Annotated in this window: 17 protein-coding genes and 1 tRNA gene; 14 read left to right on the top strand and 4 right to left on the bottom strand. The window is 55.0% G+C overall.

Features of this window, described 5'->3' with window-relative positions; genetic code table 11:
* Positions 1–232: 232 nt before the first annotated feature.
* The 6 genes from ACFQUU_RS12605 to ACFQUU_RS12580 all read left to right on the top strand — a co-directional run bounded on the left by ACFQUU_RS12605 (position 233) and on the right by ACFQUU_RS12580 (position 6,232).
* The gene (locus ACFQUU_RS12605) at positions 233–1,540 is read left to right on the top strand and encodes a hemolysin family protein (RefSeq protein ID WP_382247546.1); all 1,308 of its coding nucleotides are present in this window, start codon (positions 233–235) and stop codon (positions 1,538–1,540) included.
* 389 nt (positions 1,541–1,929) lie between these two features.
* Entirely contained in the window at positions 1,930–2,796 is an 867-nt protein-coding gene (locus ACFQUU_RS12600) for an STAS domain-containing protein (RefSeq protein ID WP_382247544.1), read from the top strand.
* Positions 2,797–2,803: 7 nt separating this feature from the next.
* A complete protein-coding gene (locus ACFQUU_RS12595) occupies positions 2,804–3,160 on the top strand; it encodes an STAS domain-containing protein (protein WP_382247986.1) in 357 nt (118 codons plus the stop codon).
* 53 nt (positions 3,161–3,213) lie between these two features.
* Positions 3,214–3,654 carry an ATP-binding protein gene (locus ACFQUU_RS12590; protein ID WP_382247542.1) on the top strand — a complete coding sequence of 147 codons (441 nt, stop codon included), beginning with the start codon at positions 3,214–3,216 and terminating at the stop codon, positions 3,652–3,654.
* On the top strand, positions 3,639–4,667 hold the full coding sequence (locus ACFQUU_RS12585; RefSeq protein ID WP_382247540.1) for an ATP-binding protein: 1,029 nt from the start codon (positions 3,639–3,641) through the stop codon (positions 4,665–4,667). The genes ACFQUU_RS12590 and ACFQUU_RS12585 overlap by 16 nt, the downstream gene beginning before the upstream one ends.
* A gap of 227 nt (positions 4,668–4,894) precedes the next feature.
* Entirely contained in the window at positions 4,895–6,232 is a 1,338-nt protein-coding gene (locus tag ACFQUU_RS12580; RefSeq protein WP_382247538.1) for an ATP-binding protein, read from the top strand.
* Positions 6,233–6,431: 199 nt separating this feature from the next.
* Here the strand turns inward: ACFQUU_RS12580 and ACFQUU_RS12575 are convergent, their stop codons facing one another.
* Together ACFQUU_RS12575 and ACFQUU_RS12570 are read right to left on the bottom strand one after the other, a co-directional pair.
* Positions 6,432–6,803 (bottom strand): DUF4148 domain-containing protein, encoded by a 372-nt coding sequence (locus ACFQUU_RS12575; RefSeq protein WP_382247536.1) that lies wholly within the window; start codon positions 6,801–6,803, stop codon positions 6,432–6,434.
* Between the two features lie 357 nt (positions 6,804–7,160).
* Positions 7,161–7,313 (bottom strand): hypothetical protein, encoded by a 153-nt coding sequence (locus ACFQUU_RS12570; RefSeq protein WP_382247534.1) that lies wholly within the window; start codon positions 7,311–7,313, stop codon positions 7,161–7,163.
* Positions 7,314–7,503: 190 nt separating this feature from the next.
* Between ACFQUU_RS12570 and ACFQUU_RS12565 the strand changes: the two genes are divergently transcribed.
* The 7 genes from ACFQUU_RS12565 (at position 7,504) to ACFQUU_RS12535 (ending at position 16,287) form a co-directional block, all read left to right on the top strand.
* Complete coding sequence (locus ACFQUU_RS12565) at positions 7,504–7,680, top strand: hypothetical protein (RefSeq protein ID WP_382247532.1); 177 nt, start codon at positions 7,504–7,506, stop codon at positions 7,678–7,680.
* A gap of 497 nt (positions 7,681–8,177) precedes the next feature.
* A complete protein-coding gene (gene uvrA, locus ACFQUU_RS12560; RefSeq protein WP_382247530.1) occupies positions 8,178–10,766 on the top strand; it encodes an excinuclease ABC subunit UvrA in 2,589 nt (862 codons plus the stop codon).
* 63 nt (positions 10,767–10,829) lie between these two features.
* On the top strand, positions 10,830–12,266 hold the full coding sequence (locus ACFQUU_RS12555; RefSeq protein ID WP_382247528.1) for a thioredoxin family protein: 1,437 nt from the start codon (positions 10,830–10,832) through the stop codon (positions 12,264–12,266).
* Positions 12,263–12,787, top strand: coding sequence for a UGSC family (seleno)protein (locus tag ACFQUU_RS12550; protein WP_382247526.1), 525 nt, complete (start codon positions 12,263–12,265; stop codon positions 12,785–12,787). Before ACFQUU_RS12555 ends, ACFQUU_RS12550 begins: the two co-directional genes overlap by 4 nt.
* Positions 12,788–12,811: 24 nt before the next feature.
* Entirely contained in the window at positions 12,812–14,245 is a 1,434-nt protein-coding gene (selA, locus tag ACFQUU_RS12545) for an L-seryl-tRNA(Sec) selenium transferase (protein ID WP_382247524.1), read from the top strand.
* On the top strand, positions 14,242–16,143 hold the full coding sequence (gene selB, locus ACFQUU_RS12540; protein ID WP_382247522.1) for a selenocysteine-specific translation elongation factor: 1,902 nt from the start codon (positions 14,242–14,244) through the stop codon (positions 16,141–16,143). The genes selA and selB overlap by 4 nt, the downstream gene beginning before the upstream one ends.
* 48 nt (positions 16,144–16,191) lie before the next feature.
* Positions 16,192–16,287, top strand: a tRNA-Sec gene (locus ACFQUU_RS12535).
* Here ACFQUU_RS12535 and ACFQUU_RS12530 read toward each other — a convergent pair.
* Together ACFQUU_RS12530 and ACFQUU_RS12525 are read right to left on the bottom strand one after the other, a co-directional pair.
* The gene (locus ACFQUU_RS12530) at positions 16,288–18,744 is read right to left on the bottom strand and encodes a PAS domain S-box protein (protein WP_382247520.1); all 2,457 of its coding nucleotides are present in this window, start codon (positions 18,742–18,744) and stop codon (positions 16,288–16,290) included.
* A 380-nt stretch (positions 18,745–19,124) separates the two neighbouring features.
* Positions 19,125–20,222 (bottom strand): ATP-binding protein, encoded by a 1,098-nt coding sequence (locus ACFQUU_RS12525; RefSeq protein WP_382247518.1) that lies wholly within the window; start codon positions 20,220–20,222, stop codon positions 19,125–19,127.
* Positions 20,223–20,434: 212 nt separating this feature from the next.
* Between ACFQUU_RS12525 and ACFQUU_RS12520 the strand changes: the two genes are divergently transcribed.
* Entirely contained in the window at positions 20,435–21,115 is a 681-nt protein-coding gene (locus ACFQUU_RS12520; protein WP_382247516.1) for a Crp/Fnr family transcriptional regulator, read from the top strand.
* Positions 21,116–21,124: the final 9 nt, after the last annotated feature.

Genomic DNA, 21,124 nt, shown 5'->3' with positions numbered 1-21,124 from the left:
CCTTCTTAAAACGTTTACCCACTCTTGGGACCGCAATATCTACGGTTAGTTTGGTGTATTCCGTTGTTCCTTATTTTGCAGTTTCGCAAATAAGGCAACTTGATAACCCAGCCTGATCGACCATTAAGCCAGGCCTGCCGATCGGCATACTGTCAGTTTTTGCCATGAATCGATATACAATACCAATCCTTCAATAACAAGAACCGACGGGAAACCGTGTTGTTCTGTCGTAGTGGATATATTAATTATCCTGGGTTTGATTATATTAAATGGCATTTTTGCCATGTCTGAGCTGGCTGTTGTTTCTTCCAAAAGAATGCGGCTCGAAAAGCTCTCCGAAAACGGAAGCCGTGGGGCAAAAGCGGCACTCCAGCTCGCTGATAACCCAAGCCGTTTTCTCTCTACCGTTCAAGTCGGTATCACCCTCATCGGTATTTTTAACGGTGCATTCGGCGAGGCTTCCCTTGTTGCGCGTCTGACGCCCCAGATCGCCAGCGTCGCCCTGCTAGCAGAATATGCCCGTGAAATTGCGCTGGGCATTGTCGTTATTGGAATTACGTTTGCGTCGATTGTCTTAGGTGAACTGGTACCGAAGCGAATCGCGATGCAATATCCGGAAACCGTCGCGACAATGATTGCGACGCCGATGCAATTGTTATCGCGAATAGTATCGCCCTTTGTGAGGATACTATCTGTAGCGACCGAGGCCATCATGCGTCTGCTCGGCTTGCACAAGCACCAAGAAATAGCGATGACGGAAGAAGAGATTACCGGACTAATCAAGGAAGGAACGCATGCCGGTGTCTTCGAAAAGACAGAACATGACATTGTCACGCGCGCTCTTCGCCTGGATGATCAGCGTCTTGGCGCACTCATGACGCCACGTACCGACCTTGAATTCATTGACTTGGATGACCCTGTCGAACAAAACCTCGGAAAGATTGCGGACAGTCCCTTTAGCCGCTTCCCGGTTTGCCGGGGCGACCGTTCGAAAATCATCGGAATTGTTCACGCCGGGGACCTGTTTGAACAGGCAATTCGTGGGAAGTCGATTTCCAGCGTTGATATTGAGCATGCAATAAAACCTCCCCTCTACGTGCCTGAATCAGTCAGCGGAATGGCCCTCCTGGAAACCTTGAAAAAGAATCGTGCCGAGCTGGCGATGGTTGTCGACGAATATGGCGAGATCGGCGGCATGGTGACCTTGAGCGACGTGATGGGTGCACTGGTCGGTGACGTGTCCGTTGTTGACGATGACGGCCATGAAGCCGATGCAATACAGCGCGAAGACGGATCGTGGCTCGTCGACGGTGGTGTCTCGCTCGACCGTTTCAGGGAGTTATTAAACATTGATGTACGCTTTCCTGAAGAAGCTGCCGGTACGTATCACACGCTCGCCGGCTTTGTACTGACGCAGCTCGGCCATATTCCGCATGCTTCCGAGCATTTCGAATGGGAGGGCTTACGCTTCGAGGTGGTCGACATGGACCGTCAGCGTATAGACAGACTGTTAGTGTCGCATTCTGCTTCAGGTCAATGACAAGAAGGTGGCAAAGCGGACTAAGATCCTCGTGCTGCTGCGTGGATGACGGCGTGCGAAACGCATTTCTTTGCGCTACATGAGTTGGACGATTTCAAGGGTATTGACCTTGCCGATACACCAACGATTGTTATAGGGTTCATGTGAGATCCGCGAGGCCAGAATCCGCGAAGCCAGATTATTCCTGAACTGATCTGTCGTAACAGGTAGCGACGAAATGAATTAAAAAGGCGTAGCCTACGGCCTCTGTTACAATGCTAGGCACCTCATGTCCCCATCTCCTGAATCGTGAAATTGATCCCAGGGGGTCGGCCACCTCTTCCTCACCCCCATTCACATCATTGCCATGCCCTGCGACGCAGGACCGCATGCAACACAGGAACCAGCACATGAGCACCGAAACGAGCGGCCAGTTGGCCAGTATCATCATTGACCATCACGATTCCCTGCTCGAAAGGTGGATTGCCGGAATGCTATCGCATCTGGTACGTCGTGACAGATCGGCAGAGGAAGCGATTCGTCAGCAAGCAAGCCGTTTTCTTCCGCTTCTTGCTGAAACCACAAAGAACGGGCAGATTCAAGATATCGAAGCGGCAAACTGGGCTGAGGCGCGTCATCTGCTGACAGAGATCTGTCAGGCACGCGTACGTCAGGGGTTCAGTTCCATCGAGACGGCAATGTTCATGTTTTCGCTCAAGGAACCACTATTCGGACATCTGCGTGTCGCCTTGGGGAATGACGCGCATAAATTGGCGGAGCAGACAGTAGCGACAAGTGCTCTGTTTGACAAACTCGGTCTGTTCACAATTGAGGTTTATCAGAAGACCCGTGAACTTGTAATCCAGCGTCAACAACAAGAGTTGCTTGAATTATCCACGCCTGTGGTCCAGCTTTGGCAAAACGTCTTGGCGCTGCCCTTGATCGGCACACTCGACAGCGCACGTACGCAAGTCGTGATGGAGAACCTGCTTCAGAAGATCGTGGATACGGGCGCGGCAATCGCAATCATTGATATTACCGGCGTACCAACGGTGGATACACTGGTTGCGCAACACCTTCTCAAAACCGTTGCTGCGGCTCGCTTGATGGGCGCTGACTGTATCATCAGTGGAATTCGCCCGCAAATCGCCCAGACCATCGTGCATCTGGGAGTGAATCTTGAAGATGTCACAACAAAGGCGACCCTTGCCGATGCATTTATTGTCGCATTGCAGCGCACCGGGTCGTCAATAAGCCATGCGCATCACGGAAAGTGAATCTTGCATGGAACGTATCCCTATTCTTAAACTAGGCAAGCTGTTGCTTGTCACAATTCAGGTGGACATGCACGACCAGCTGGCACTTACCTTGCAGGACGACCTCACCACGAGGATAGTGAAGGATGGTGCGCAAGGAGTGTTAATTGACATATCAGCGCTGGACATCGTCGACTCGTTTATCGGCCGCATGATCAGTAATACAGCGTCAATGGCGCGGATTCTTGATGCACGGACTGTGCTCGTCGGTATGCAACCTGCAGTGGCTATTACGCTCGTAGAATTGGGCATGACGCTCGTTGGCGTCCAGACCGCACTAAATGTCGAGCAAGGCATGCTTTTGTTGCAACGCCCATTGAACTGAAACCGTTCTCGGTTCTCTTCGATTCACGTTCGACGGTTATAGGAATACTCCACATGCAGCAACATGCTCTCACGTCGAGCAACTCGTCCGGCACGGATGTTATCGCGATGCCGCTACGGACCGATGAAGACGTCGTACGGCTTCGTAAGGCGGCACGCGAATATCTTGTCTCTGTCGGCTTTGGTACGCTCGACCAGACGAAGATGATTACAGCAGCAAGCGAACTGGCGCGCAACACATTGCGTTATGGCGGTGGCGGCGAAGCGCATTTATCAAAAGTGTTCCACGGCGATCGTCGCGGCGTTTGTATGCGTTTCCATGATGAAGGGCCGGGCATTCCCAACATCGGTCTCGCCCTTACAGACGGATATACCACCGGCGGAGGCCTGGGATTAGGGCTCAGCGGTGCCAAACGGCTCTCCGACGAATTTGAGCTTGATACTGCGCCAGGCAAAGGTACCAAGGTCAAAATCGTCAAGTGGAAGGCTTTCTGAAAATTTCACGCCGACAGGCTGTATTTCAGGTGGGCGAGCTAGGAGAAATCGCTGCGGCAAGACGAGCAGGGGTGGATCTTGCGCGCCAGTTGGGGTTTGACGAAACCAGAGCAGGTAAGCTTGCACTTATCATTACGGAAGCCGCCACGAACGTCGTCAAGCACGCTGTGCGTGGCGAAATCATGCTGAGAACGATATCGGAGAACGCCGATTACGGGATAGAAGTGATTGCAGTTGATTCGGGGCCGGGCATTGAAAATTTGAAGTCAAGCATGCAGGACGGTGTATCAACTACAGGAACATATGGCGTTGGGCTGGGTGCCATTAGCCGGTTAGCTGATGAATTTGACCTCTATAGCGTACCCGGATCGGGCACCGTACTGTGGATGCAGCTCTGGGCGGTTACAAGCACGAAGTTGCAATCGGAATGGGATATTGGTGTTGTTTGCCTCCCTATAGCAAGCGAAGAAGAATCCGGGGACGATTGGGCCTCTGTGAGCATGACCAATTCACTTACCGTCATGGTCGCTGATGGCCTAGGGCATGGCTCGGAGGCTGCACGGGCGTCGCGCGCCGCAGTCGACGTCCTTCTGCAGTCCGCTGATGCATATCCTGCATCTATCCTTAGCCAGGCACATGACGCCTTGGCTGGAACGCGCGGCGCGGCGGTAGCTATTGCCCAGATTTCCAATGCAGGTGAACACCTGCGATACTGTGGAGTTGGGAACATAGAAGCATGCATCATGGATGGCGACGTTAGCAGGCATATGGTGTCGCACAATGGAATCGTCGGCAACAATATACGCAAGCTACAGGAATTCACTTTCCCCTGGATGCCGGAATCGATTCTCATCATGCATTCTGACGGCCTTGGCACGCGCTGGAATGTTGCCAATTATCCCGGCTTGTATACCCGTCATCCTGCGGTGATTGCCGCAATTCTCTATCGTGACTTCGTGCGTCGGCGCGACGATGTCACCGTATTGGTCGTGCGTAAGGCAAGGGCGCGGTAGTTCATCACTGGATGTTGCGAAGCTCGAGAGATGACTTCAACGTTAGCTTCCGTGCTTCAATCACTTCTTTGGTTCCTGATTGGATACTGACGGATGCATTTTCATTTCAGCAATTAGTTAAATTCGCTCGTGCTCATAGCGAGCAGTGAGTTAATTGTTACCTGGAGATCGACGTACCGGCTTGCCTTGGAAACCAAGCTGTGCCGCTAAAAAAGGGATAAGCTGACGTGGACTTACGCATTATAACTATCGCAGTCAAAACCGAACTCGACGTTCTCGTGTCGCGCCAGCGCGCACGGCAGGTTACTGCGCTTTGTGGATTCAGTCCACACGATCAAGTGCGCATCTCAACGGTGGTCTCCGAGCTGGCGCGTAACATCTATAACTACGCTGCTCCAGGAAAGATAGAGTTTGCCGTCTCCAAAGTGGCCACTGCGCAGGACCTTGTGATACGCGTCGAGGACAAGGGACCGGGGATAGAGAATCTGGACGCCATCCTTGAGGGACGATACAAGTCCAGGACAGGAATGGGACTTGGGATTCTAGGTGCCCGGCGCTTGATGGACCATGTGGAGATTACGACGGCTAAGAACCAGGGAACCACTTTGGTACTCAAGCGAGCGCTGCCTCCAGGCGTCCCGATTCTTACGCCAGCAATGATCGGTACGTTCGGCGCGCAACTGGGTGTATTGCAAGACAATGTAGCACTGGCAGAAGTGCAGCACCAGAATATGGAGTTGCTTCAGGCTCTGTCCGCATTAAAGGCAAATCAGGAGGAGCTATTGGTACTGACACACCAACTGCGTGTCACGAACCAGGCGGTCGCTGGACTCAATGCCGACCTCGAAGAAAAAGCAGTACAACTACAGCAAGCGGATGTGCGCAAGGACGAGTTCCTCGCTATTCTTGCGCACGAATTGAGGAACCCGCTAGCAGCGGCTAGCCTGGCAGCTGAAGTACTGGAATCCGCGCCCCTGCCTACAGAACGCGTTGTTCAGCTTGGGCAAGTTGTTTCGCGTCAGGTAGGGCACATGAGTCGCCTTGTAGAAGATTTGCTTGATGTATCGAGGGTCACACGCGGACTGGTCGCCATCGATAAGAAGATAGTCGACATGCGAACCATCACGCAAACCGCAGTAGAACAGTTGGGACCGGTGATCAACGCCAAATCACATGAGTTTCTGCTGTCATTCCCTGATGAGGCGTGCCTGGTATCCGGGGATGCGACGAGACTGGTTCAAGTCGGTACCAACCTGATCGGCAACGCGGTGCGCTATACCCCGGACGGCGGACAGATTTCGGTGACGCTTCTGATGACTGACAAGACGGTGACTTTCCAGATTACGGACGATGGGGACGGTATCGACCCCGATCTGTTGCCAAAGCTGTTCGATCTGTATGTGCAAGCCGAACGTTCCACAGAGGGTAGAAATGGCGGCCTGGGCATTGGCCTTACCCTCGTTAAAAGCATTGTCGAGTTACATGGCGGTACGGTTACAGCAAAAAGCGCTGGCAAAGGATTGGGCAGTACGTTCTCGGTCAGTCTGCCGCGTCAGAATGTGTGAACATGCCAGTGCGTAGACGGAGCCTTTTCCGGCCACGCACCTCCAGAATCGCCCGTCTGCGCTGGCTAAATCACCGGGGTAGTCCTTCCAGTGGTGGGTGGCGTGACGGGAAGCGCGTGACATGAATGAGAATGCACAGAGCGGTAAAGCGTCCCGTGGAAGCGGCGCTTTACCAGGCATGCCGCTATGCGCTGCTTGCTTATTGACCTGAGCTTGCAAGCCGACTGCTGGCGCTGACGCTGGCGCCGGCGTAGCTTGGACGTCCTGGATACTGCGTGTCGAAGTCTTGTTGTGCGTAGGTGCCGGCAGCTTTGGCTTCCTGCAGTTCCGCAATCACTTCGTCACGGCTCTTGGTCGACTTGAAATGGAGGTCAGGCGCGACGTACTCACTGCCGCCGACGACATCGTTGCCGCTTGCCTTGCTGGCTTTTAATTCCTCCATGACTTCTGCACGCGTCTTGGACGATTGGAAGCTGCTGAACTCAACAAAGGGGTAATTACTTTGTTGTGCAAGAGCAGAGGCGCTGGCGCTTAGGATGGCGACGGAAGCAAACAGTTTGCGGAAGTTCATATTCATTCTCCAGATTAAAGGTTAACAGGCTAGCCATCGGTCGATGGCTGGCACGATACATGGCTAGATAGAGCCCGATGGTCTATGAGCAGTGTCTCGGACTCGCGAGACATTCAGCACGAGCTATGCCAGTCGGAAGACGATTTGCCTTTATTCGCGCAACACATTGAAAATAAAAGATTTATCCGAGCCAGCGTGTGACTTTTCGATCTTGTAGGGAGAGCGCCAGTCTCCAAGTGTCGGCTGCGGTCGGACACAGTTCAGGACAACAATCACTGAAAACAAACACTTGTATTCTCGCCGCGCCCACGCACACGCCGACCTGGCGTTAACGCTGCGGTCTGCCACGTTCTCTCATTACCTGATCTTGTGTCGCGCCTCGGCCTCACGCTGGCGTACGTCGTGCGTAGGATGCAGATAGGCGCTGGTAGTACGGAGCGATTCATGGCCAAGCTTGTCGCGTACCTGACGGGGGCCGACGCCAGTGCTGACTATATGAGAACTTGGCACTCTCTTTATTTATTAAGGAAATCGCGCGTTCAGCATGGCTGAATGCGTCCAGGCAAAGGCTTAAACAACCAGACAGGAAGTTACTAGATCTCAATATTTATTGAAAGTACGCAAATGTACTGGCGAACCGGCTTGTAATGGTTAGCATCGTTTCTACAGTGAATTATCAAAATTAACTCAGGGAAGCACTGTGGATAGTGTTTTGGCAGGGCTATTGCTCTTTACGTCACTCGGGTTGCTTGCGGTGCTCGTCCTTGTCGTGCGATGCGTCGTTGAGGAAAAGTACCGCGATGCAATTTATACCGTGCCGACATTGGAAGATCTTGAACTCATCATGCTGAGGATAAGGCTGGAAGAAGAAAACTGAATTAATCGAGATACTCTCGACCTGCTTTTGCACGTGCCAAGGAAGGCGTTACCCAGCCACAAATGCACGCTCCTACCCAGATAATGCCTGCGACCCATGCGCCCGCCTCAAGCGAAACAAGTGCGTTCAGGAACGTGAATACAATGAGTTCGATACCAGCAAGGGCCAGCAACAATATGAGTACGCTTCCTGGCTCGGGCTTATAAGGTACGCGTAGATAATAAATAATGGCTGGCAAGGCAAAGAGCAATTTGTTTCACTTCCGATCATAGTGATGGTAACGACGTCATCTGTGAACCGCTTGGATGTCAATCAAGCCTCCGATCCTGAGAATCTGAGAAGCGTTGTTCAAGCGAACGATTGGTAAATTGACATGTCCCATATGCATCCATAGCGTGGTGTCATCCTGGCTGAACTATCAATGTCAGGGCTTAGCCGGGTGATCACGCTTTGGCAATAGCTGACGCGACCATTTAAAGGAGGCAGAGGGAAGTCACATGTATCAGAACAATAAAAACAAGGCACCCGCGCCTCATGAAGTCGACGCAACCGGTTCTGTCCGTGTACGCGGAGCACGCGAACATAACCTGAAAAACGTTGATCTTGATATCCCGAGAAATGCCTTGGTCGTCTTTACCGGGATTTCCGGATCGGGCAAATCGTCACTGGCTTTCGGTACGCTTTATGCGGAGGCGCAACGGCGATATCTGGAATCCGTTTCACCGTATGCGCGCCGATTGTTTCACCAGATGCCGGTGCCGGAGGTCGACGAGATCGATGGCCTGCCGCCGGCAGTGGCACTGCAGCAGCATCGGGGTGCTCCGACTACGCGATCTTCCGTTGGCAGCGTGACCACGTTATCCAACTCGATCCGCATGCTGTATTCCCGTGCTGGCGCCTATCCTGAAGGGCAGTCGCTGCTCTATGCCGAGTCGTTTTCGGCCAACACGCCAGAAGGAGCGTGTCCCACCTGCCATGGCCTGGGACGCGTGTATGAAGCGACCGAACAATCGATGGTCCCTGACAATACGTTGACCATACGCGAAAGGGCGGTAGCGGCCTGGCCTACGGCATGGCATGGCCAGAACCTGCGCGATATTCTCACGACCCTGGGCTTCGATATCGACAAGCCATGGCGCGAACTTTCGAAGAAGGAGCGTAACTGGATCCTGTTTACCGATGAACAGCCGGTAGTGCCGGTCTATGCCGGCTTCACTGCTGAAGAGGTGCGACGCGCAATCAAGCGTAAGGACACGCCGAGCTATCAGGGTACGTTTACCAGTGCGAGACGCTATGTGCTTGAGACATTTGCGAACACAGAAAGCGCATCCATGAAGAAGCGCGTGTCGCAATACATGGTGAGCATGGAATGCCCGCTCTGCGCGGGGAAAAGGCTGCGTCGAGAATCACTGTCCGTGATGTTCGCGGGTCACGATATTACCGAATTATCCCGCCTGCCGCTGAAGCAGCTTGCCGCGCTGCTTGGCCCTTATGCAAAAGCGAGTACGCCAGGGTGGGCAAAGATGGCCAAGGCGCATCCGGAAAAAGCGATCGCAGTCCAACGCATTGCCGAGGACTTGCTTGCAAGGCTGTCGATATTGCTTGCGCTCGGTCTCGGTTACCTGACACTGGAGCGAAGCACGCCGACACTTTCCCCAGGGGAATTGCAGCGGCTTCGGCTCGCGACCCAGGTTCGTTCCAACCTCTTTGGCGTGGTCTATGTGTTGGATGAACCCTCCGCGGGACTCCATCCTGCCGATACCGAAGCCCTGCTTGAAGCACTGGACAGATTAAAGGGGAGTGGCAATTCCCTGTTTGTCGTCGAACATGCGCTCGGCGTCATACGTCACGCCGACTGGATTGTAGATGTCGGCCCCGGCGCAGGAGAGAACGGCGGCGAAATTCTCTATAGCGGTCCGCCTCAAGGCCTGGCAAAAGTAGAGGCATCACACACAGCTCGCTTTCTCTTTGCACAGGAAAGGGCAATTGCACGCGAGCCACGTGAACCACAGGGATGGCTGCGCTTGAGCGGAGTCAACCTAAACAACCTGCGCAATCTGCATGCGGAGTTTCCTTTAGGTGTACTGACCGCCGTAAGTGGCGTGTCTGGTTCCGGAAAATCCAGCCTGGTAAGCCAGGTACTCGTTGATCTGGTCTCAACTGCGCTCGGTAATCACCTGCCGGCAGACCTGGAAGAAGCGGACGGACTGGAGCAGACCGCTCCATCCGCGATTTCCGGACGCATCATCGAAGGCATGGAGAAAATCAAACGCCTGGTAAGGGTCGATCAGAAGCCGATCGGGCGTACACCGCGCTCCAATCTCGCCACCTATACCGGTTTGTTCGACCACGTGCGCAAGTTGTTTGCTGCCACGCGCGTAGCGCGTGCGCGTCACTACGACGCTGGGCGCTTCTCATTTAACGTTGCCAAAGGGCGGTGCGAAAACTGTGAAGGCGAAGGCTTTGTCATGGTTGAGCTGCTTTTTCTGCCAAGCGTCTACGCGCCTTGCCCTACCTGCCATGGAACACGCTTCAATGCCAAGACGCTGGAAATCAAATACCGGGAAAAGAACATCGCGGACGTGCTCAACATGACTGTCGATGCGGCATGGGAATTTTTTGCCGACGAGCCCGGCATACATCGTTCTCTCGATGTGCTGCGTGAAGTCGGACTGGGATATCTCCGGCTTGGTCAACCGGCTACCGAACTGTCGGGCGGTGAAGCGCAACGCATTAAACTCGCCACTGAACTTCAGCGTGCGACACGCGGCAACGCACTGTATATCCTTGATGAACCGACGACGGGTCTGCATCCCGCCGATGTGGAGAAACTGGTAGTCCAACTCGACAGGCTTGTCGATGCAGGTAACACAGTCATCGTCGTCGAGCATGATATGCGCGTGTTGGCAGCTAGTGACTGGGTGATCGATATCGGTCCGGGCGCCGGTGATGAGGGCGGAAAGGTGGTGGTATCAGGCACACCTGCGCAGGTGGCCGCGTTCCAGAACAGCCGCACTGCGCCATATTTAAAACGCTTTTTCACAGATCCGCAACGCAACAAAACAGATTTTCAGCATCTGCGATAGTATATTTGGCATTTTCCGCTTTCCAGACCTGCACGAGATAATATAAAGATAGAAAAGCGACTGATGACTACCATGCCAGAGGGACTGATTGTCGTTGCCAAGCGCGAATGCCCGACATGCGCGCTGGTGGAGCCGTTGTTGCCACTGCTTGCCGATTCAGTGCTCCCGCTGACTGTTTACGTGCAGGACACAGAAGATTTTGCGCATGGAGTCGCCAATGTGGTTTACGACGAGACGCTTGAACACTCTTTCCGTTTGAATGTAGAAGTCGTACCGACCCTGATCCGTATCGAGAACGGTGTCGAGGTGGACCGTACGTATGGCTGGCATCGCGATGATTGGCAGCGTCTTACCGGTAATGCCACTCTCGGCGAGGGCTTGCCGGTATTGCGCCCCGGTTGTGGCTCAAAGACGCTGGAACCGGGTATCGCGGAATCGCTTGTTGTGCGTTACGGCAATCCCGGCTTTACCTCCCGACGGGTTGAGATCGCAGCTTCGGAAGACCTGATCGAAACCTGCTATGAGCGCGGATGGACCGATGGCTTGCCAGTCGTTCCACCGACGCGCGAACGCGTTCTGCGCATGCTGGCAGGCACCACGCGCAAGCCGGATGAAGTTATTGGAATGATTCCGCCTGATCTGGCGGAATGTACCGTTGAAAAGGTGGCGATCAACGCAGTGATGGCCGGATGCAAGCCGGAATACCTGCCAGTCATACTGGCGGCGGTGGAAGCGGTGCTCGTCGACGAATTCGCCATGCATGGCATCCTGTGCACCACGATGTTCGCGGGGCCGATGATCATCGTGAATGGTCCTGTCGCAAAAGCAATCGGCATGAATTCCGGCGTCAATGCCCTCGGTCAGGGCAACCGCGCCAATGCCACAATCGGTCGCGCGTTGCAACTGGTGATACGTAACGTCGGTGGCGGGCGTCCCGGCGAACTCGACCGCGCGACACTTGGCACGCCCGGCAAATACACATTCTGCTTTGCAGAAGCCGAAGACCCCGCATGGGAAACCTTGTCAGTCGAACGCGGCTTTCCAGCCGGTGCATCCACCGTCACGCTCTTCGCCGGCGAAGGCGTGCAAGGTATCGTCGACCAGAAATCGCGAACGCCTGAATCGCTGGCCCGCAGCTTCGCGCTTTCCCTGCGTGCGGTCGATCACCCAAAACTTGCCATGGCCGGTGACGCGGTGCTCGTCGTCTCGCCCGAGCATTGCCGCGTATTCATTGAAGCCGGCTGGTCGAAAGCTCGGTTGCGCGAAGAACTGGAGCAACTACTGAGCTTGCCTGCGGATGACATGATTGCCGGTGCGGGCGGCATAGCAGAAGGCTTGCCTGCCGCGCTCGCGGGCACCATCGTTTCGAAATTCCGGCCGGGCGGTCTGCTGATCGTCCGCGCTGGCGGCACCGCCGGTTTATTCTCGGCTGTCATTGCCGGCTGGGCCGCATCCGGCCCGGTCGGCTCCACACCTGTCACCAAGGAGATTCTTTCATGAAAGAACCCACCGTCCTGCTCGATCCTACGGCGGAACGAGCACCGGCCGTGCGCCCGTTACTTGCGCGGCCGGACAGTCTCGAAGGACTGACCGTCGGCATTCTCGACATCTCCAAGGCGCGCGGTAACGTGTTCCTTGATCGTCTCGATGAGCAGCTTGCCGCACGCGGCATCGCCGTCAGGCGGTACCGCAAGCCGACGTTTACGCGTGTGGCGCCGACTGCGCTCAAGCAGCAGATCGCCGCGGAATGCAACGTTCTTATTGAAGGCCTGGCCGACTGAGGGTCTTGCACGTCGTGCTGTATGCATGACATTGCAGACCTCGAAGGTCGAGGCATTCCTGGAGTAGCGATTGCATCCACGGAGTTTCAACAAGCGGCTGCATTGCAGTCCAAGGTGCTCGGGTTCGACCCGGCGATGGTATTCGTTCGCCATCCGATCCAGGACCGTACCGACGACGAACTGCGTACCCTTGCAGATCAGGCCCTTGAGCAGATACTGCGCGGTATCGCCGGAAAGTAATACCAAGCGCAGGGAAGGCGCCACGTGACGGTCGCCGACTCTGCCCCCCGGTTTCGCCTGCCATCGGTGGATCGTGTCCTTAACTGGCCGCTCATCGAAGCGCTGATCACGGCGCACGGCCGTACAGCGGTGGTCGAAGGTGTACGCGCGGAACTCGCCGCACAGCGTGAACGTTATGACAACGGCGGCACGGCATCAAACGCCCATGCCAGCAGCGGCATCAGTGACGAGACCATCGTGGAGGGGGTGGCGCACAGGGTGGCAACTTTCCTCTCGCCGTCATTGCGCAAAGTCTACAACCTGACCGGGACCGTCCTCCATACCAATCTCGGCCGCGCGCCACTTCCGCCGGAAGCGATCGAGGCAATGGTCGCGGCGGCATCGGGCGCATCCAACTTGGAATACGACCTCGGCACCGGAGCGCGCGGCGACCGTGATGACCATATTGAATCATGGCTGTGCCGGCTTACCGGCGCGGAAGCAGCGACCGTGGTCAACAACAACGCAGCGGCGGTATTGCTGTTACTGAATACGCTGGCTTTGCGCAAGGAAGTCATCGTATCCCGGGGCGAGCTGGTCGAAATCGGCGGCGCATTCCGCTTGCCAGACATCATGACGCGCGCAGGATGCAAACTGCATGAAGTAGGGACGACCAACCGGACCCACCTGCGTGACTACGTGGAAGCAGTCAGCAACAAAACCGCGTTGCTGATGAAGGCGCACACCAGCAATTACCGGATTGAAGGTTTTACGGCCGCGGTGGATGAGGCATTGATCGCGGGTGTGGCTACTGCCAAGGCGCTGCCGTTTGTCGTCGATCTGGGCAGCGGCACCCTGGTGGACATGACGCGGTTTGGCTTGCCACACGAACCGACCCCGGCCGAAACACTGACGAAGGGCGCTCATCTGGTGACCTTCAGCGGCGACAAGTTGCTTGGCGGACCACAGGCCGGCATCATCGTTGGGCGAGCCGATCTGATTGCACGCATCAAGAAGAATCCAATGAAGCGAGCCATGCGCTGCGACAAGATGACGATTGCCGCGCTGGAGGCGGTTCTGCGGCTGTATGCCGATCCCGACCGTCTGGTGCAGCGGCTGCCGACTCTACGTCTTCTTGCACGGCCTGCACATGATATTGAAGCGCTCGCTCGCCGGGTACAGCCTGCTGTTGCTCGATGGGCCAGTGCGTATGGTGACGTGGAGGTGGTGCCGCTCGACAGTCAGATAGGCAGTGGCTCATTACCCATGAATCTGTTGCCAAGTTTTGGATTGCGCATTAAACCTTCCGGTGAAAGGCGACGCGCAGGCCGGCTGCTGGAGGAGATCGCTAGTGGCTTTCGTTCGCTGCCAGTGCCGGTCATCGGTCGCATCGCGAACGGCGCCTTCCTGCTGGACTTGCGCTGCCTTGAAACCGAACTGGATTTCATGGCGCTCTTTGACGGCGCATCGGCAACGTGATTATCGCCACCGCAGGTCACGTCGACCATGGCAAGACAACGCTGGTCAAGGCATTGACAGGGATTGATACCGACCGTCTCAAGGAAGAGAAACAGCGCGGGATGACCATTGAACCGGGGTATGCCTATGCGGACTTCGGTTGTGACGAACCGCTGGCGTTTGTCGACGTGCCCGGACATGAGCGCTTTGTTCGCAACATGCTTGCCGGCGTCGCTGCGATTGACTTTGCACTTCTGGTTGTCGCCGCCGATGATGGTCCGATGCCGCAGACTGACGAACACCTGGCGATTCTGCAACTTCTTGGTATTCGGCGTGGGGCGGTGGCACTGACGAAGATTGATCGCGTGCCTGCGGAAAGAGTTAATGCAGTCACAGCGCAACTCGCAACCCTGCTATCAGGCACACCGCTGCAAGACGCATCTGTCTTCCCGCTGGCTGCGACGACGGGCGACGGGGTGCAGGCGTTGCGGAACCATCTGGTTTCCAGCGCCAGGGCGATGCCTCGAATGGCGATATCAGGAAATTTTCGGATGGCGGTTGACCGGTGTTTTACGCTACCTGGGGCCGGCTTGATTGTCACTGGTGCGGTCACTTCGGGAGCGGCGCATGTCGGAGACGAAGTTATCGTTTCACCGCAGGGCGAGACGCTACGCATTCGCGGTATCCATCAGCACAACCGACCGGCGGATAGTGCGCTTGCCGGACGGCGCTGCTCGCTCAATCTTGCGGGAGGGGGACTCAAACGCGTTGCAATAGAGCGTGGAGACTGGATTGTTGCGCCATCCGCCCATGCACCGACCGAACGTATTGACGTTCACCTTATCGTTCACGCGTCGCAGAAATCGTCGCTCGCACATTGGACGCCTGTGCACTTGCATATCGGTGCCATGGTAGTGAATGCCCGGGTCGCGCCGCTGGACTCGCGTGAGATCAAGCCGGGACAGTCGGGACTTGCACAGCTCGTGCTTGACCGTGCGATTCCCGCATTGCACGGCGACCGGTTTGTCTTGCGAGACCAATCGGCGCGGCAAACCATTGGCGGGGGTTGGATTGTTGATCCATTCGGCGCACGTCGAGGCCGTGCGAAACCCGAACGCCTGGCGCGGTTGACGGCAATGGAAAGCACAACGCCAGAAAACGCACTCAATGCCTTGCTTGCGATCAGTCCGGATGGTGTGCCGTTGCAGGCGTTTGCACAAGCATGGAACCTGACTCCGGATGAGCAGGTGGCTCTGTTTGAAGCACATGCCATGATCCGTTTTCAGGATGCCAGCGAACTGATCGGGATCGCTGCGGATCGGTGGGCATTGATGCGTGATCGCGTCACGCTGGCTTTGAGCGAATGGCATCGCGATGATCCCTCTTCGTTTGGACCGACTGAAGCCGCGCTGGCAGCACGCCTGCAATTGCACAGGTTGCCATCTGCCTGGCGCGCAGCTTGCAAGTCCTTATGCGATGATGGCATTGTCGTTAAGCAGGGCGTAAGCCTTCGTCTTAAAACTCATCAAGCCGTACTGTCCGCTGAGGATGCCGCGCTGCTTGACCAGGTAAGTGCCGTGTTAATCAGCACAGGCTTGCGCCCTCCCATCGTCGGCGATCTTGCGCGACAACTCGACATGAGTCAAAACATGCTTGTCGATTTCCTCGAACGCGCAAGCCGTCTAGGGCATCTGGTGCGCGTTGCGAAGAACCGATACTTTCTACCTGAAACGCTGGAACGCCTGGCAGGTATTGCTACACAATTGGCTGCGGAATCGGAAAGCGGATCGTTCGAAGCAGCATCGTTTCGTGACCGCTCTGGGATTGGACGTAACCTCACTATTGAAGTGCTTGAGTTCATGGATGAACTGCATATCACGCGTTTTGCTGGTGGCAGACGCAAAGTGATTTCTCGGTAGCGCAGGATAGTGCGTGAAGAGGTAATATTGGGCATCGCAAAATAAAACGGAAGGGAATCGTATCCCGGTGGAGCGCCCGGACTTCAAATTCGGCGAGATGCGCATGGCGTGTCTGGTGGGTTCGACTCCCACTCCCTTCCGCCATCAGGATATCCACACGAGCAGTTTGCCCGCATCGACCGGCTTAGCGAAATGATGGTCAAACCCTGACGCCAAGGCCCGCTCAATGTCCTGTTCCTGCGCATAACCTGTAACTGCAATTAATACAGCCTTGGCCGTTGCCGGTTCCGCCCGTAGACGACGGGCCAACTCATTGCCGTCCATCTCCGGCAAGCCGATATCCAATATGCACACCTCTGGCGATTCCATCTTGGCACGCTCCCATCCGCGTTGGGAGCTGTGCTCAATAAATACCTCATGGCCCGCGACTTGCAGATACATTGCCAGCATCTGTGCTGCATCAATATTGTCGTCGACTACCAGAATGCGCCTCTTCCTGCCTGTCGCGATAATGCGTCCCATCTCCTGCTGCTTTGGGGTGAGTTCCTCCTGTTGCATGAGGCGTGGCAGGGAAACGATAAATTCACTGCCTCTACCGATACCCTCACTGTGAAATGTGACTGTCCCGGCATGCATTTCCACCAGACTCTTTTCCAATGACAGGCCGATCCCCAAGCCACCTTGGGTGCGATCTGAACTACGCTCACCTTGCGTGAACAAGTCGAAAATGCGGGGATGAAGGTCCGGGCTGATCCCGATTCCGTTGTCCGACACGCGCAGGATCACACGCCCGTCCGGGGCTTGCATGGTCACATGGAGGCTGCCACCTTCCGGCGTGAACTTGGCTGCGTTATTGAGGAGGTTTGTCAGAATCTGTACCAGCCGCTTCCGGTCGCCCATTACGTGCGCCGGTTCCGGATCCAGGTCCAGGGTAAGACGATGGCGCTTACCTTCAAGGAGCGGGCGGACCTGTTCGATCGCACCGGCGATGACATGCTTAACGTTCAGATCGACCTTCACCAGCTTGACCAGACCACGTGTGACGCGTGAGACATCCAGCAAGTCATCGACCAGTCCGGTCATATGTCGGACTTGACGAGAGATGATCTTGCTGGTTTGCTTCACTTGCTCTTCATCCAGTTGAGCGACTTCCATTAAATCAGCTGCCGCAAGAATCGGCGCCATTGGATTGCGCAGCTCATGCGCTAGCATGGCCAGGAATTCGTCCTTGCGGCGGTCTGCGTCGCGCAGCGCTTCTTCGGCGCGTTTGCGCGCGCTGATATCAAGTGTGACCGCGAGGATTGTCGAGCTTGGTTCTTCGCCCGCCGTCCGGATCAGGCTTACGGAGTTGTTAACCCATACGCTGGTGCCATCCGGACGCACATACCGCTTTTCAATTTCAAAAGGCTCTCCGCAGGTAATGGCCTTTTTGAACAACGACATATTTTGAGAAAGATCGTCTGGATGCGTAATGTCCTGCATGCGTAAATTCAGCAAGTTTTCCCGGGTCCGTCCAACGATTTGGCAAAAACGATCATTGACTCGCAGGATCAACCCAGTGAGGTCCGTCTCGCAATGACCAGCGGCAGTCTGCTCGAACAATGATTGCAAGTGCGCCTGGCTTTTCTGCAGTGCCTTCTCGGTATTCTTTCGTGCCGTTAAATCAATAAAGGTGCAAACCGCTCCTTCGAGCTTCTCATTTCGCCACACCGGTTGTACCCGGTACTCGACAGGAAAGCGGGAGCCATCTTGTCGAAAGAACATTTCATCCTGAACGTATGCCGGCTTGCCATCCTTTGCGGCCAGATATATCGGACAGTCGGCCACTTGGTAATGGGAGCCATCCGGATGGGAGTGATGAATAATGTCATGCAGCTTCTTTCCTATTGCGTCTTCCTCGCGCTGAAAGCCAAGCATCCGCAAGAAAGCGGCGTTGCACATGATCGTCACTCCTTCACGATCGACAGAATAGAAGCCTTCCTCGGTACAGTTAATCAGCAAGCGCAAATAGTCATGACTGCGACGAATACGCTCTTCAGCCTTACGCAGTTCCTCGGCGATACGACTTCGCTCGATTGACTCCCAGCAGCGCTCGGCGACGGATCTCACGAGTTTTATTTCGTGTTCTCGCCAGCGCCTAGGAACTGCCTGGTGCACGGCCATACCGGCAACAAACTTGCCGGCCTTAAGAATGGGAACACTGATAACGGCGCGTATCTGGGTTTGCCGATAAGCTTGCCGAACATCTCCGACCCGGTCATCGGTTTCCGCGTCCTCTACGATATACGGGACGCCCAGTTGGCTTTGCCGTACAAATTCGGTGCCGAAAGCAGCGCTTTCATATTCCCCCGCGATGTTGGCAACCCCATCGGTGAAATTTCCCGTCACAGTGAAACTGCTTAGATCGGGATCGACGTAGGCATAGGCGCACCTGTTGACACCGAGATGGCGACCAAGAATGGTTGCAGCGGTATGGGTAATCTCTTCGGAGTCGACCAAAGGACGGATTGCGTCATCTAATTCGGCAAGTATCTTGTATTGTTCCAGTTCAAACAACACCGACTGAGCTTCGGCTCCCAAATGGGGATGATCTTTCGACATTGCTTCTACGCCTATTGTTTGTAGTCACACTGACCATTTCATGTGATGAAAGTTGCTTGAGATAGCTTCTTTACAAGAAACAAAGGCAAGCGAATCTCAGCTAGGGTTTCTGTTTGGGGAGGTGACTTCCCAGAGCTCTTCTTCACAGGAAGATTTACCGATTAAACAAAATGTTCCATGGCGAGGCTCGCTTCGAACCGGGAGCGTTTTGCTCTGACGCACTCGCCAGGAAATTTTTAGAGCTATTTGGGCGCTGTGACTAAGGGCCGTAAGGGCCGATCAGTACTGCCCAAGAATGCAAAGTTGGTCTTTGCAGCGAGAAGAGACAGGTTCGCCTAAAGACGCTTATTTGCGTGGAGGCACTGACTTAGAGCTCAGCGTCACTCGGCTAACCTTGGAAGACGGACCGTAAAAGTGGTACCTGTTTTTTCATTCGAGCTCACTTCGATGGTTCCACTATGCGATTTGACGACTTCCCTGACAATGTATAGACCAAGACCCATATTCTTACGGTTTGAGGAATAGGTTGAAATGCTCAAGCCGCGCCGTGTTGGATCGAAAATATTTTTTTGCATGGCCGGCGGAATTGGCGGGCCGTCGTTATGTACTGTTATAACTACTTCACCGTCATTTCCGCAGGTGACCACGGAGACCGGCGTATTTGCTCCATACTGAATCGCGTTGCCGATCAGGTTCTGGTAGACCTGCCCGATCCTTGCGCCGTCCCAGCGCCCCCTTACATCGCCAGTCACTTCGGCGCGAATGACTGCTCCGGGGCTCGATACCTGAAACTCGTCGACAATATGCTCGGAAACCACACGAAGGTCCACAGCATCCAGGAGGATGGGAATCCCGCCACCGCTACGGCTTCGTACAAAATCGAGCAAATTATCGATGATTTCCTGCATGCGCACCGCGCTGGTGAACATGCGCGATCCAAGCTGAATCAGCTTGGCATCAGCATCTTCCGAACGCATCAGGTAGGTCGCGCCGATGTTGATGGCGGAGAGCGGCGTTCGCAAATCGTGGCCGATGATACCCAGGAAGATGTCTTGCGATTGGCGCTGCGCTTCCGTGTACCTTGCGACGGATTCCGCCAGCGCTCGGTCGATGGCTGCATTAAACCGGGACATATCCTCGACTTCAAACCATGTGGCGGTTTTTTTACGTTGGGACCAGAGGTTAAGGACGCTAGCCCTCAATGCACGGAATTCTGACAATAACTGGTCGACCGTAAACCCTGATACCGCGCGTGTATCTGCATGGACCTCGGCAGGGGTATTTCCCTGCAGGTCCAGTTTACGTTCATGATCAGGATAAGCGAGCTCGGCCGCTATTTCTTCCAGGATCTCTTTCGCATGATCTCGCAGTTCGAGGACATCCATTAAGCGATAGGAAGACTGCAGATTGCGGGCGAAGTCTTCCCATCTTTGCAGGATAGGCTCCATATTGATCAAAATAAACTCTGCCAACCGCATTTATACCTTTCCGATGCTTGCTTGCGCTATGTCTAGCCCTCACAGCGTATGTCGTTTCAAGATTTCAAAAACGGAAATGTAAGCAGTTTGGTAATTGGCGTCGGTACAAAACTGTACAGACAACGACTTATGTCTTTACCGCCAACTTGATCAGGCAAGGAAAAGGAATGACAAGAGTTCCCGCGAACGCGTCGGAATGCAGCAACCACATTTTGTCGAACCTGCCGGAAGCAGAATATCAGGCTCTCAAGCCCGGGCTTGAGCGTGTGCCAACGCCAATGCGTATGGTTTTGTTTGAGCGCGATGGTGACATTCGATATGTCTATTTCCCCCTCTCCGGATGTCATTCCGTGCTCGCGGTCATGCAAAACGGCGCCGCCGTAGAAGTGGGTACTATTGGAAATGAAGGCATATCGCCAGTCGATGTGCTCACCGGAAGCGCAATCGCAACGGAAACCACGGTATGCCAGATCCCGGGAGAAAGCCTTCGGATGCCAACGGAGAAGTTCAAACAGGCTATCGAGGAGAAAAGTGAACTGCGTCGGCTGGTCTATCGTTTTCTCCAGGCTTATCTAAGCCAGGTGTCGCAGTCCGTGGCATGCAACCGTTTACATTGCACCGAGGAGCGTTTCGCTAGATGGATCCTGCTTAGTCATGACAGGGTACAGGGGGATGAATTGCAGTTGACTCAGGAGTATCTGGCCGACATGCTTGGCGTCCATCGTCCAAGCGTTACGTTGGTCGCCCGGCGATTCCAGCAGGCGGGTTTGCTTGACTATCATCGTGGCATTATCAAGATTCGGGACCGTGCCGGTTTAGAGAAGCTGGCTTGTGAGTGTTATGCCATCGTACGAAACCAGTTTGCCCGAGTTTTGGGAAAACCAGTCGGATAGCAAGAGGGC

This window comes from Herbaspirillum sp. GCM10030257 (assembly GCF_042666555.1).
Taxonomy (GTDB): domain Bacteria; phylum Pseudomonadota; class Gammaproteobacteria; order Burkholderiales; family Burkholderiaceae_D; genus Noviherbaspirillum.
The sequence above is the reverse complement of the archived record's forward strand: the minus strand, read 5'-3'. Positions and strand labels throughout refer to the sequence as shown.